The organism is Pseudomonas sp. BF-R-24 (assembly GCF_019947335.1).
Taxonomy (GTDB): Bacteria; Pseudomonadota; Gammaproteobacteria; order Pseudomonadales; family Pseudomonadaceae; genus Aquipseudomonas; species Aquipseudomonas jessenii.
Window position 1 is genome coordinate 47588 of sequence record NZ_JAGYGG010000036.1, and the last position, 12470, is coordinate 60057.

The window sequence follows — 12470 nt, forward strand, 5'->3', positions numbered from 1 at the left end:
TGTGTTAAACAGCAACCGCCGATTCTTCGAGGAAGTCCTGGGCGAAGCGTTGCAGCACGCCACCGGCTTCGTAGATCGACACTTCTTCAGCAGTGTCGAGGCGGCAGGTCACCGGCACATCGACGCGCTCGCCATTCTTGCGATGGATCACCAGGGTCAGCTCGGCACGCGGGGTGCGGTCGCCAATCACGTCGTAGGTTTCGCTGCCGTCGATGGCCAGGGTGTGGCGGTTGGTGCCCGGCTTGAATTCCAGCGGCAACACGCCCATGCCCACCAGGTTGGTGCGGTGAATGCGCTCGAAACCCTCGGCGGCAATCGCTTCCACACCCGCCAGGCGCACGCCCTTGGCCGCCCAGTCGCGGGACGAACCCTGACCGTAGTCGGCACCTGCGATGATGATCAGCGGCTGCTTGCGATCCATGTAGGTTTCGATGGCTTCCCACATGCGCATCACTTTGCCTTCCGGCTCGACGCGGGCCAGCGAGCCCTGCTTGACCTTGCCGTTTTCCAGAACCATTTCGTTGAACAGTTTCGGGTTGGCGAAGGTCGCGCGCTGCGCGGTCAGGTGGTCACCACGGTGAGTCGCGTAGGAGTTGAAGTCCTCTTCCGGCAGGCCCATTTTCGCCAGGTATTCGCCCGCGGCGCTGTCGAGCATGATGGCGTTGGACGGCGACAGGTGATCGGTGGTGATGTTGTCCGGCAGCACCGCCAGCGGGCGCATGCCCTTGAGCGGACGGGCGCCGGCCAACGCACCTTCCCAGTACGGCGGACGGCGGATGTAGGTGCTCATCTCGCGCCACTCGTACAGCGGCGCGACTTTTGGACCTGTGTCTTCGTGGATCGCGAACATCGGGATGTAGACCTGACGGAACTGCTCAGGCTTGACCGAGGCTTTCACCACGGCGTCGATTTCTTCGTCGCTCGGCCAGATGTCCTTCAGGCGGATTTCCTTGCCGTCGACAACGCCCAGCACATCTTTTTCGATGTCGAAACGGATGGTACCGGCGATGGCGTAAGCAACGACCAATGGCGGCGATGCGAGGAACGCCTGCTTGGCGTATGGGTGAATCCGGCCGTCGAAGTTACGGTTACCGGACAACACAGCAGTGGCGTACAGGTCACGGTCGATGATCTCTTGCTGGATCACCGGGTCCAGTGCGCCGGACATGCCGTTGCAGGTGGTGCAGGCGAAGGCCACGACGCCGAAACCGAGCTGTTCCAGCTCATCGGTCAAACCGGCTTCATCGAGGTACAGCGCCACGGTTTTGGAACCCGGTGCCAGGGACGACTTGACCCACGGCTTGCGGGTCAGGCCGAGCTTGTTGGCGTTGCGCGCCAGCAGGCCGGCGGCGATCACGTTGCGCGGGTTGCTGGTGTTGGTGCAGCTGGTGATGGCGGCGATGATCACCGCGCCGTCCGGCATTTGCCCTGGCACATCGTCCCACTGACCGGAGATGCCTTTGGCGGCCAGATCCGAAACCGCCACACGGGCGTGCGGGTTGCTCGGGCCAGCCATGTTACGCACTACCGAGGACAGGTCGAACGTCAGGCCGCGCTCGTATTGCGCGCCTTTGAGGCTGTCAGCCCACAGGCCGACCTGCTTGGCGTAGTTCTCGACCAACTGCACCTGCTCGTCTTCACGGCCGGTGAGCTTGAGGTAGTCGATGGTCTGCTGGTCGATGTAGAACATCGCCGCGGTGGCGCCGTATTCCGGGGCCATGTTGGAGATGGTCGCGCGGTCGCCGAGGGTCAGCGCCGCAGCACCTTCACCGAAGAATTCCAGCCACGCGCCAACCACTTTTTGCTTGCGCAGGAACTCGGTCAGCGCCAGCACCATGTCGGTGGCGGTGATGCCCGGCTGCAGCTTGCCGGTCAGCTCGACGCCGACGCTTTCCGGCAGACGCATCCACGATGCGCGACCGAGCATTACGCTTTCGGCTTCCAGACCACCGACACCGATGGCGATCACGCCCAACGCATCGACGTGCGGGGTGTGGCTGTCGGTGCCGACGCAGGTATCAGGGAAGGCCACGCCGTCACGCACCTGGATCACCGGAGACATTTTCTCCAGGTTGATCTGGTGCATGATGCCGTTGCCCGGCGGGATCACGTCGACGTTCTTGAACGCCTTCTTGGTCCAGTTGATGAAGTGGAAACGGTCTTCGTTGCGACGGTCTTCGATGGCGCGGTTCTTCTCGAACGCTTCCGGATCGAAGCCACCGCGCTCGACGGCCAGGGAGTGGTCGACGATCAGTTGGGTCGGCACCACCGGGTTGACTTGCGCCGGATCACCGCCCTGCAGGGCGATGGCGTCACGCAGGCCGGCGAGGTCGACCAGCGCGGTCTGGCCGAGAATGTCGTGACACACCACGCGGGCCGGGAACCACGGGAAGTCGAGGTCGCGCTTGCGCTCGATGAATTGCTTCAGGGATTCGGTGAGCGTGGCCGGGTCGCAGCGACGCACAAGGTTTTCCGCCAGTACACGGGAGGTGTACGGCAGGGTGTCGTAGGCGCCAGGCTGGATCGCCTCGACCGCTGCGCGGACATCGAAGTAATCCAGGTGGCTGCCGGGCAGCGGTTTACGAAATTGTGTGTTCATCGTCAGGACTCGGTCACGGTAGTTACAAAAGGTGGGGCCTGGCACAGGCACTGAGCTGGACTCGGTCAAATGTGGGAGCGGGCTTGCTCGCGAAAGCGGTGTATCAGTCAACATCAATGTTGGATGTCAGTCCGTCTTCGCGAGCAAGCCCGCTCCCACAGTGGTTCCCGGTTCAGTCAGTAACCCGTGCGGTAGCCTCCACCATTCAGCGTTGTTCGATTGGTACGAACTTGCGCTGCTCAACGCCGGTGTATTCGGCGCTTGGACGGATGATGCGGTTGTTGGCACGTTGTTCGTACACGTGGGCGGCCCAGCCGGTCAGGCGCGAGCAGACGAAGATCGGTGTGAACAACTTGGTCGGGATGCCCATGAAGTGGTACGCCGAGGCATGGTAGAAGTCGGCGTTCGGGAACAGTTTCTTCTGCTCCCACATGGTCTTGTCGATGGCTTCGGACACCGGGAACAACACCTTGTCGCCCACTTCGTCAGCAAGCTTTTTCGACCAGCCCTTGATCACCTCGTTACGCGGATCGTTGTCCTTATAGATCGCGTGGCCGAAGCCCATGATCTTGTCCTTGCGCTCGAGCATGCCGAGGGTGCCCTTGATCGCGTCTTCCGGCGACGAGAAACGCTCGATCATTTCCATCGCCGCTTCGTTGGCGCCGCCGTGCAGCGGACCGCGCAGCGAGCCGATGGCCGCGGTGATGCACGAATACAGGTCGGACAGGGTCGAGGCGCAAACACGTGCGGTGAAGGTCGACGCGTTGAACTCGTGCTCCGCGTAGAGGATCAGCGAAACGTTCATCACCTTGACGTGCAGCTCGCTCGGCTTCTTGCCGTGCAGCAGGTGCAGGAAGTGGCCGCCGATGGACTGCTCGTCACTCACGCAATCGATGCGCTTGCCTTCGTGGCTGAAGCGATACCAGTAGGTCATGATCGCCGGGAACGCGGCCAGCAGGCGGTCAGTCTTGTCGTGTTGCTCGGAGAAGTTGTTCTCCGGCTCCAGGTTGCCCAGGAACGAGCAGCCAGTGCGCATCACGTCCATCGGGTGGGCGTCGGCGGGGATGCGTTCCAGCACTTCTTTGAGCGCTTGCGGCAGGTCGCGCAGCTTGCTCAGTTTGGCAATGTAGGCTGCCAGTTGCGCCTTGCTCGGCAGTTCGCCGTACAGCAGCAGGTAGGCAACTTCTTCGAACTGTGCGTCAGCCGCCAGTTCACGTACGTCATAACCACGATAGGTCAGACCGGCACCCGACTGGCCCACGGTGGACAGTGCGGTTTGCCCGGCTACCTGGCCACGGAGCCCGGCGCCACTGAGTACTTTTGCTTCGGCCATTGCTGCCTCCAGTTTTCTTGAATTTGTTAGGGAATCGGCAAATACATTGATCGGGATTCACACCCGACCTTGTAGGAGCGAGCCTGCTCGCGATGCAGGTCCCGACACCACGGTGTGTCAGGGGGCCCGCGTTATCGTTGACGCCCATCGCGAGCGGGCTCGCTCCTACAGGTACAGGGGGTTCATCATTTTTTCGCGGCGAACAACGCATCGAGCTTCTGCTCGAAGGTGTGGTAGTCGATGCGATCGTAAAGCTCCATGCGAGTCTGCATGGTGTCGATGACGTTCTGTTGCGTGCCATCGCGACGGATCGCGGTGTAGACGTTTTCCGCAGCCTTGTTCATGGCACGGAACGCCGACAGCGGGTACAGCACCAGCGATACATCGGCAGCGGCCAGTTGTTCGGTGGTGTACAGCGGCGTCGCGCCGAACTCGGTGATGTTGGCCAGGATCGGCGCTTTCACGCGATTGGCGAACAGCTTGTACATTTCCAGTTCAGTGATGGCTTCCGGGAACACCATGTCAGCGCCGGCCTCGATGCACGCGGCGGCGCGATCCAGGGCAGACTCCAGACCTTCCACCGCCAGGGCGTCGGTACGGGCCATGATCACGAAGCTGTCATCGGTACGGGCATCGACTGCAGCCTTGATGCGGTCGACCATTTCCTGCTGGGTCACGATTTCCTTGTTAGGACGGTGACCGCAGCGCTTGGCGCCGACCTGGTCTTCGATGTGAATCGCCGCCGCGCCGAACTTGATCATCGACTTAACGGTACGGGCGACGTTGAACGCCGAGGAACCGAAACCGGTGTCCACGTCCACCAGCAGCGGCAGGTCGCAAACATCGGTGATGCGGCGCACGTCGGTCAGCACGTCATCCAGGCCGGTGATGCCCAGGTCCGGCACGCCGAGGGAGCCGGCAGCCACCCCGCCACCCGACAGGTAGATCGCCTTGAAACCGGCGCGCTTGGCCAGCAGCGCATGGTTGGCGTTGATCGCGCCGACCACTTGCAATGGATGCTCGCTGGCGACCGCATCGCGGAAACGCTGGCCTGGAGTGCTCTTGTTCAAACTCATGACTCACCTCGTTTGGCTGTCGGGTTAGCGCCGTCCTGGTAATGACGGGCGATGTTGCGTTTGGAGGCGCCGATGTGACGGCGCATCAACAACTCGGCCAGTTCACCGTCACGGTCGGCGATGGCATCGAGAATTCGGTGGTGCTCGGCGAACGCCTGGTGCGGGCGATTGGGCGTGGTGGAAAACTGGATGCGGTACATGCGCACCAGTTGATACAGCTCGCCGCAGAGCATTTGGGTCAGCGTACGGTTACCGCTGCCCTGGATGATTCGGTAGTGGAAGTCGAAATCGCCTTCCTGCTGGTAGTAGCCTCTCCCGGCCTGAAACGCCTCATCGCGTTCGTGGGTTTCCAGGACCCGACGCAGCTCGTCGATTTCTTCGAGGCTCATGCGCTCGGCGGCCAGACGACAGGCCATGCCTTCCAGGGATTCGCGGATTTCGTATAGCTCAATCAGTTCGGCGTGATTGAGCGACACCACCCGTGCGCCGACATGCGGCACGCGAACCAGCAGGCGCTGGCCTTCCAGACGGTGGATGGCCTCGCGCAACGGGCCACGGCTGATGCCGTAGGTGCGCGCCAGTTCCGGTTCGGAGATTTTGCTGCCCGGCGCGATATCGCCTTTGACGATAGCCGCCTGAATGCGTCGGAAGACGTTCTCGGAAAGCGTCTCCGTATCGTCTTGCGTAGAAACCGGGGGATCGAGTTGATCCAGCATATTGTCGACACCTTGTAAGCTAGTGCCGCAAAAACTAGCGAATACTGGCGGCACAGTCAAAGTATAAATCGATATTGTCGACAATCTTCTGATAACCGGTTGCACCATTACGAAGCAACCGGTCTATTTATAGCCACCGGCCAGCGCTGGCGCCATCAAACCACCGTGCTAGAATGCCGCCCGCATTTGTTTGTCACATCTGCACTGCCTGTCATAAAAACCTGACAGGCATACGAGGGAGCTTGCGCAGCGATGCCAGGGCCTTGAATCAAGTCGGACCGCTGCGCATCAGGATTTATGAGACTCAAGCCCTTCCCCACCTTCCTTTATTTCCTTTGCCTGCCCGGCTTCGCAATGGCCGGGGAAAAGACCGTGTATGGCCTTAATGAGTACGCATCGCTCAATGGCATCGATCTGGAAGTGGCGGCCAAACTCGACACTGGGGCGAAAACCGCATCCCTGAGTGCACGGGATATCAAACGATTCAAACGCAACGGCGAGTCGTGGGTGCGCTTTTACCTGGCCATCGACGCCGCCCATTCGCACCCGATCGAACGCCCGCTGGCCCGTGTCAGCAAGATCAAGCGCCGGGCCGGCGACTACGATCCGGAGGAAGGCAAGAAGTACACCGCCCGCCCGGTGATCGAACTGGACATCTGCATGGGCTCGGCCCTGCGCAGCATCGAAGTGAACCTGACCGACCGCAGCGCTTTCCAATACCCGCTACTGATTGGCTCCGAAGCCCTCAAACGTTTCGATGCTCTGGTTGACCCCAGCCTTAAATATGCTGCCGGCAAACCTGCCTGCACCACCGACGCTCATACCGCCGAGTAATTCAAATGCGCTCTCTTACCCTTCACCTGAAACTGCTGATCGCCATCCTGGTGGTGCTGGGCATTTCAGTTACGGCCTATCAGATCTTCGTGCTGGGCATCCCGGTGACCGAAGACGCCACCGACGACCTGTGGAACATCGACGCCAAGGTCGAGTTCGTCGCCAGTGCCAAGGATCCGGTCAAGATCCAGATGTTCGTGCCTCCGCTGAGCCGCGACTTCGTGAGCCTCAACGAGAGCTTCATCTCCAACAACTACGGCGTGGCCGTGAACCGGGTCGACGGCAACCGCAAGGTCACCTGGTCGGCACGCCGGGCCAAAGGCAATCAGACGCTGTATTACCGCCTGGTGCTGACCAAGCGTTATTCCGGTGAGAAAGCCAAGATCAAAGGCCCGACCTTTCGCGACAGCATGACTATCGAAGGCCCGGAAAAAATCGCCGCCGAAGCCCTCCTTGCACCGATTCGCCAACACTCGGCCGATGTCGAAACTTTCGTCGGCGAAGCCATCAAGCGGGTCAACAACCTTAATGACGACAACGTGAAACTGCTGCTGGCCGGTGATCCATCCGCGGCGCACAAGGCGAAAATCGTCGAGCTGCTGCTGTCCATCGCCCATGTGCCGATCGAGAAGGTCCACACCATCCGCCTGGTGGCCGATCAGCCGCAAATGCCGGAACTGTGGCTGCGCAGCTTCAATGGCACCGACTGGCTGTACTTCAACCCGGAAACCGGTGAACAGGGCCTGCCGACCGACCGCCTGCTGTGGTGGACCGGCGACGAAAACCTGATCACCGTCGATGGTGGCAAGAAAGCCAACGTGACTTTCAGCCTGAACAACAGCGAAATGAACGCCATTCGCCTGGCCAAGCTGACCGACGAAAACACCGACGCCAATTTCCTCGAGTACTCGCTGTACGGCCTGCCGCTGCAAACCCAGCAGACCTTCATGATCATGGTGATGATCCCGATCGGCGTGCTGGTGATCCTGATCCTGCGCAACCTGATCGGCATCCAGACCCTGGGCACCTTCACCCCGGTGCTGATCGCCCTGGCCTTCCGCGAAACCCAGCTCGGCTTCGGTATCGTGCTGTTTACCATCATCACGGCGCTGGGCTTGTCGCTGCGCTCCTATCTCGAACACCTGAAACTGCAAATGCTGCCGCGGCTGTCGGTGGTGCTGACGTTCGTGGTGGTGCTGATTGCGGCCATCAGCCTGCTCAGCCATAAACTCGGCCTGGAACGCGGTTTGTCGGTGGCGCTGTTCCCGATGGTGATCCTGACCATGACCATCGAGCGCCTGTCGATCACCTGGGAAGAGCGCGGCGGTGGCCATGCCATGAAAGTGGCCGTCGGCACGCTGTTCGCCGCGTCCCTGGCGCACCTGATCATGAGCGTGCCGGAACTGGTGTACTTCGTGTTCACTTTCCCGGCGATCCTGCTGATCCTGGTGGGCTTCATGCTGGCCATGGGTCGTTATCGCGGTTACCGCCTGACCGAACTGGTGCGCTTCAAGGCCTTCCTGAAAAAGGCTGACGCCTGATGTTCGGCCTCTGGAAGACCTGGAAGGCCCTGGAAGCCCGGGGCATCATGGGGATCAATCGGCGCAACGCAGACTACGTGCTCAAATACAACAAGCGCAGCCTGTACCCGATCGTCGATGACAAGATCATCACCAAGGAACGCGCCATCGCCGCCGGCATCCATGTGCCCGAACTGTATGGCGTGATCTCCACCGAGAAGGAAATCGACAATCTCGAAGAGATCATCGGCGCACGCAATGACTTCGTGATCAAACCGGCCCAGGGCGCTGGCGGAGATGGCATCCTGGTCATCGCCGACCGCTTTGAAGGGCGTTATCGCACGGTGTCCGGTCGGATCATCAGCCATGAAGAAATCGAACACCAGGTTTCCAGCATCCTGACCGGCCTTTACTCCCTGGGCGGTCACCGCGACCGGGCGCTGATCGAATACCGCGTGATTCCGGACCAGATTTTCAAGAGCATCAGTTACGAAGGCGTGCCGGACATTCGCATCATTGTTTTGATGGGCTACCCGGTGATGGCCATGTTGCGCCTGCCGACACGCCAGTCCAACGGCAAGGCCAACCTGCACCAGGGCGCCATCGGCGTCGGTGTGGACCTGGCCACCGGCCTGACCCTGCGCGGCACCTGGCTGAACAACATCATCAACAAACACCCGGACACCACCAATGCAGTGGATGGCGTGCAACTGCCCTACTGGGACGGTTTCATGAAACTCGCCGCTGGTTGCTATGAGTTGTGCGGCCTGGGCTACATCGGTGTCGACATGGTCCTGGACCAGGAAAAAGGCCCGCTGATTCTGGAGCTCAACGCCCGGCCGGGGCTGAATATCCAGATTGCCAATGACTGCGGCCTGACGTTGCGCACTCATGCGGTCGAGGCGCGGCTGGAAGACCTGAAGGCGCGTGGCGTGAGTGAATCGGTCGAAGAGCGCGTGGCGTTTGTGCAGGAGATGTTTGGGCATATTCCTGCGGTCGAGGGCTGAGGCCCTTCTCTATGTAGGAGCGAGCTTGCTCGCGATGAACCTGAAAACACTGTGGGGGGTCAGGCATACAGCGTTATCGTTGACGACCATCGCGAGCGAGCTCGCTCCTACAGTACTCAATCCCCTCTAGGAGCAATTCTCCGAGGGGACTACAATCGCCACCCCGCCTCGATGGCTGACTTCCCCCGCCCATGTTGACCTGTTCCGTACACCCGCTGCCCTATCGCGCCAACCCCGCCGAATATTTCGCGGCGATTCGCCATGCACCCGGTGCCGTCCTGCTCGACAGTGGCCGCCCCAGCGCCGACCGCGGTCGATATGACCTGCTCAGCGCCTGGCCACTGGAACAACTGACGGTGTCGCCCGACGAAAGTGGCGATGCTTTCCTGCAACGCCTGCGCGACAACCTGACACGCCTGGGCGAAGCCAGTCTGCCGGCAGATCATGAGTTGCCGTTTGCCGGTGGGTTGATCGGTTACCTGAGTTACGACTTCGGCCGACATCTGGAGCGCCTGCCGAGCCAGGCCAGTGATGACCTGCATCTGCCTGATGCGCGCTTCGGCTTGTACGGCTGGGCCTTGATCAGCGATCACCTTTCGCAGACCAGTCAATTGGTGTTCCACCCGACCCTGCCCGAGAGCGAGCGTCAGCGCCTGATCGAACTGTTCAGCCAGCCTGCGCCGCAAGCGAGCGCGCCCTTCAAGCTGCTCACCCCGATGACTGCCGACTTGAGCGCCGATGAGTATCAACAGGCCATCGAGCGCATCCAGCAGTACATTCAGGCCGGCGACTGCTATCAGGTCAATTTCGCCCAACGGTTTCGCGCACCCTGCCTGGGTGATCCGTGGGCCGCTTACTGTGCGCTACGCGCTGCTTGCCCGACGCCTTTTTCCGGCTTCCAGAACTTGCCTGATGGCGATGCCGTACTCAGCCTGTCGCCGGAACGCTTCGTCAAAGTCAGCCAGGGCCATGTGGAAACCCGCCCGATCAAGGGCACTCGCCCCCGAGGCCTGACGCCCGAGCAGGACGCCGCGAACGCCGCCGAATTGCTGGCCAGCCCCAAGGACCGCGCGGAAAACCTGATGATTGTCGACCTGCTGCGCAATGACCTCGGTCGCACCTGCCGCACAGGCTCAGTACGGGTGCCGGAATTGTTCAGCCTGGAAAGCTATCCGAACGTGCACCACCTGGTGAGCAGCGTCACCGGTGAACTGGCGGATGAGCGCGATGCCCTGGACCTGATCGCCGGCAGCTTCCCCGGCGGCTCGATTACCGGCGCGCCAAAGATTCGTGCCATGCAGATCATCGACGAACTGGAGCCGACCCGGCGCGGCCTGTATTGCGGTTCGTTGCTGTACCTGGACGTACGCGGCGAAATGGACAGCTCCATCGCCATCCGTAGTTTGCTGGTCAAGGACGGGCAGGTGTGTTGCTGGGGCGGTGGCGGGATTGTCGCGGACTCGCAGTGGCAGGCTGAGTATCAGGAGTCGATTACCAAGGTGAAGGTACTGCTCGATACCCTGCAAAACCTGTAGGAGCGAGCCTGCTCGCGATGGAGCAACTGACGACGCGGGCTGTCTGGTGCCCCGCGTTATCGTTGACGACCATCGCGAGCAGGCTCGCTCCTACATACAGGGAATGTGATTACAAGCTCAGGGTCCGGTTTGATGCCTTGATGAACTCCTGCTTCAACGCTTCAAACGTGTGCACCGCCGGGAACTGCGGGAACTGCGCAATCACGTTATCCGGCGCATGGAACAGAATCCCGGCATCGGCCTCGCCCAGCATCGTGGTGTCGTTGTAGGAATCCCCCGCCGCGATCACCCGGTAGTAGAGGCTCTTGAAGGCCAGGACCGACTGACGCTTGGGATCTTTCTGACGCAGTTGATAGTCAGTGACACGCCCAGTGTCGTCAGTAATCAGGCGATGGCAGAGCAAGGTCGGGAAGCCCAGCTGACGCATCAGTGGCTGGGAGAACTCATAGAAGGTGTCCGACAGGATCACCACCTGGAAGCGCTCGCGCAGCCAGTCGACGAACTCGATGGCGCCATCGAGCGGCTTGAGCGTGGCGATCACTTCCTGAATGTCGGAGAGCTTCAGGCCGTGCTCGTCGAGAATTCGCAGGCGCTGCTTCATCAGCACGTCGTAGTCGGGAATGTCCCGGGTAGTGGCCCTGAGGGATTCGATCCCGGTTTTTTCGGCGAAGGCGATCCAGATTTCCGGAACCAGCACACCTTCAAGATCCAGACAGGCAATTTCCACAAGACACTCCCATTTGTATTGATTATTGAGTCGAGCGAGCAAAAAGACTGCCGAACTCTAGCGATTCGGGCCTGCCTGCGCAACGCAGAGGATGCCCCGGCCCGTGCAGCTTTTTGTTACCATCGACCCCATATAGAGCGCCCAGCGCCACCGACCTGTAGGAAGCCGCCCTGATGAGCCCAACGTTCGACGTCGTGGAACTCGCCACGACCTATGCCAACAAATCCGCCCAGGACATTCTGAAACTCGCGTTTGCCGAGTTCGGCGATGACCTGTGGATATCTTTCAGCGGCGCCGAAGACGTGGTGCTGGTGGACATGGCCTGGAAGCTGAACAAGAACGTCAAAGTGTTCAGCCTCGACACCGGTCGCTTGCACCCCGAGACCTACCGCTTCATCGATCAGGTGCGCGAGCACTACAAGATCGACATCGAACTGGTGTCGCCGGACTACACGAAACTTGAGCCGTTCGTGAAGGAAAAAGGCCTGTTCAGCTTCTACAAGGACGGCCATGGCGAATGCTGCGGCATCCGCAAGATCGAACCGCTGCGCCGCAAGCTGTCAGGCGTGGCGGCCTGGGCGACCGGCCAGCGTCGGGACCAGAGCCCCGGCACCCGCAGCGCCGTCGCGGTGATGGAAATCGACACCGCGTTCTCCACCCCGGAACGCACCCTGTACAAGTTCAACCCGCTGGCACAAATGACCAGCGAAGAGATCTGGGGCTACATCCGCATGCTGGAGTTGCCGTACAACAGCCTGCACGAACGCGGTTTCATCAGCATCGGCTGCGAACCCTGCACCCGCCCGGTACTGCCGAACCAGCATGAGCGTGAAGGCCGTTGGTGGTGGGAAGAAGCGACGCAGAAGGAATGCGGGCTGCATGCGGGGAATATCATCAGCAAGTCGAAAGCGTAAATGCCCCTGTAGGAGCGAGCTTGCTCGCGATAAACCCAAGAGCGCCATGGGGTGTCAGGAATACAGCGTTTTCATTGACGACCATCGCGAGCAAGCTCGCTTGTATGTTTAGACTTGAAGGGGTGGGCGGGACTAACAGCTCGATTCCGACTCTAGCCAGTACGGACCGTGGGAGACTTCTCGTTCCGCCCTTTCTACCTAAAGCGCCG

The 12470-nt window shown here is 60.8% G+C and carries 10 protein-coding genes; 5 read left to right on the top strand and 5 right to left on the bottom strand.

What is annotated here, in order from left to right:
• Nucleotides 1–4 precede the first annotated feature (4 nt).
• The 4 genes from acnD to KGA98_RS23050 all read right to left on the bottom strand — a co-directional run bounded on the left by acnD (nt 5) and on the right by KGA98_RS23050 (nt 5724).
• Complete coding sequence (gene acnD / locus KGA98_RS23035) at nt 5–2599, bottom strand: Fe/S-dependent 2-methylisocitrate dehydratase AcnD (protein ID WP_057715708.1); 2595 nt, start codon at nt 2597–2599, stop codon at nt 5–7.
• Between the two features lie 205 nt (nt 2600–2804).
• Entirely contained in the window at nt 2805–3932 is a 1128-nt protein-coding gene (prpC, locus tag KGA98_RS23040) for a 2-methylcitrate synthase (protein ID WP_154860690.1), read from the bottom strand.
• A 185-nt stretch (nt 3933–4117) separates the two neighbouring features.
• Nucleotides 4118–5008, bottom strand: a complete 891-nt coding sequence (gene prpB, locus KGA98_RS23045) for a methylisocitrate lyase (RefSeq protein WP_008017616.1) — start codon at nt 5006–5008, stop codon at nt 4118–4120.
• Nucleotides 5005–5724, bottom strand: coding sequence for a GntR family transcriptional regulator (locus tag KGA98_RS23050; protein WP_008048579.1), 720 nt, complete (start codon nt 5722–5724; stop codon nt 5005–5007). The genes prpB and KGA98_RS23050 overlap by 4 nt, the downstream gene beginning before the upstream one ends.
• Nucleotides 5725–6021: 297 nt before the next feature.
• Between KGA98_RS23050 and KGA98_RS23055 the strand changes: the two genes are divergently transcribed.
• The 4 genes from KGA98_RS23055 (at nt 6022) to pabB (ending at nt 10620) form a co-directional block, all read left to right on the top strand.
• Nucleotides 6022–6558 (top strand): ATP-dependent zinc protease, encoded by a 537-nt coding sequence (locus KGA98_RS23055; protein ID WP_046042906.1) that lies wholly within the window; start codon nt 6022–6024, stop codon nt 6556–6558.
• 5 nt (nt 6559–6563) lie between these two features.
• A complete protein-coding gene (locus tag KGA98_RS23060) occupies nt 6564–8099 on the top strand; it encodes an inactive transglutaminase family protein (RefSeq protein WP_057715711.1) in 1536 nt (511 codons plus the stop codon).
• The gene (locus tag KGA98_RS23065; protein ID WP_057715712.1) at nt 8099–9085 is read left to right on the top strand and encodes an alpha-L-glutamate ligase-like protein; all 987 of its coding nucleotides are present in this window, start codon (nt 8099–8101) and stop codon (nt 9083–9085) included. Before KGA98_RS23060 ends, KGA98_RS23065 begins: the two co-directional genes overlap by 1 nt.
• 191 nt (nt 9086–9276) lie before the next feature.
• Nucleotides 9277–10620 (top strand): aminodeoxychorismate synthase component I, encoded by a 1344-nt coding sequence (pabB, locus tag KGA98_RS23075; RefSeq protein WP_223504002.1) that lies wholly within the window; start codon nt 9277–9279, stop codon nt 10618–10620.
• 109 nt (nt 10621–10729) lie between these two features.
• Here the strand turns inward: pabB and thrH are convergent, their stop codons facing one another.
• Nucleotides 10730–11347: a bifunctional phosphoserine phosphatase/homoserine phosphotransferase ThrH gene (thrH, locus tag KGA98_RS23080; RefSeq protein WP_057715714.1), complete on the bottom strand. Its 618-nt coding sequence runs from the start codon at nt 11345–11347 to the stop codon at nt 10730–10732.
• Nucleotides 11348–11520: 173 nt separating this feature from the next.
• Here thrH and KGA98_RS23085 point away from each other — a divergent pair, with 173 nt between their 5' ends.
• Complete coding sequence (locus KGA98_RS23085; protein ID WP_223504004.1) at nt 11521–12261, top strand: phosphoadenylyl-sulfate reductase; 741 nt, start codon at nt 11521–11523, stop codon at nt 12259–12261.
• Nucleotides 12262–12470: the final 209 nt, after the last annotated feature.

Coding starts and splice junctions, on each gene's coding strand:
- acnD (WP_057715708.1), bottom strand. CDS start 2,599: ATGAACACACAATTTCGTAAACCGCTGCCCGGCAGCCACCTGGATTAC.
- prpC (WP_154860690.1), bottom strand. CDS start 3,932: ATGGCCGAAGCAAAAGTACTCAGTGGCGCCGGGCTCCGTGGCCAGGTA.
- prpB (WP_008017616.1), bottom strand. CDS start 5,008: ATGAGTTTGAACAAGAGCACTCCAGGCCAGCGTTTCCGCGATGCGGTC.
- KGA98_RS23050 (WP_008048579.1), bottom strand. CDS start 5,724: ATGCTGGATCAACTCGATCCCCCGGTTTCTACGCAAGACGATACGGAG.
- KGA98_RS23055 (WP_046042906.1), top strand. CDS start 6,022: ATGAGACTCAAGCCCTTCCCCACCTTCCTTTATTTCCTTTGCCTGCCC.
- KGA98_RS23060 (WP_057715711.1), top strand. CDS start 6,564: ATGCGCTCTCTTACCCTTCACCTGAAACTGCTGATCGCCATCCTGGTG.
- KGA98_RS23065 (WP_057715712.1), top strand. CDS start 8,099: ATGTTCGGCCTCTGGAAGACCTGGAAGGCCCTGGAAGCCCGGGGCATC.
- pabB (WP_223504002.1), top strand. CDS start 9,277: ATGTTGACCTGTTCCGTACACCCGCTGCCCTATCGCGCCAACCCCGCC.
- KGA98_RS23085 (WP_223504004.1), top strand. CDS start 11,521: ATGAGCCCAACGTTCGACGTCGTGGAACTCGCCACGACCTATGCCAAC.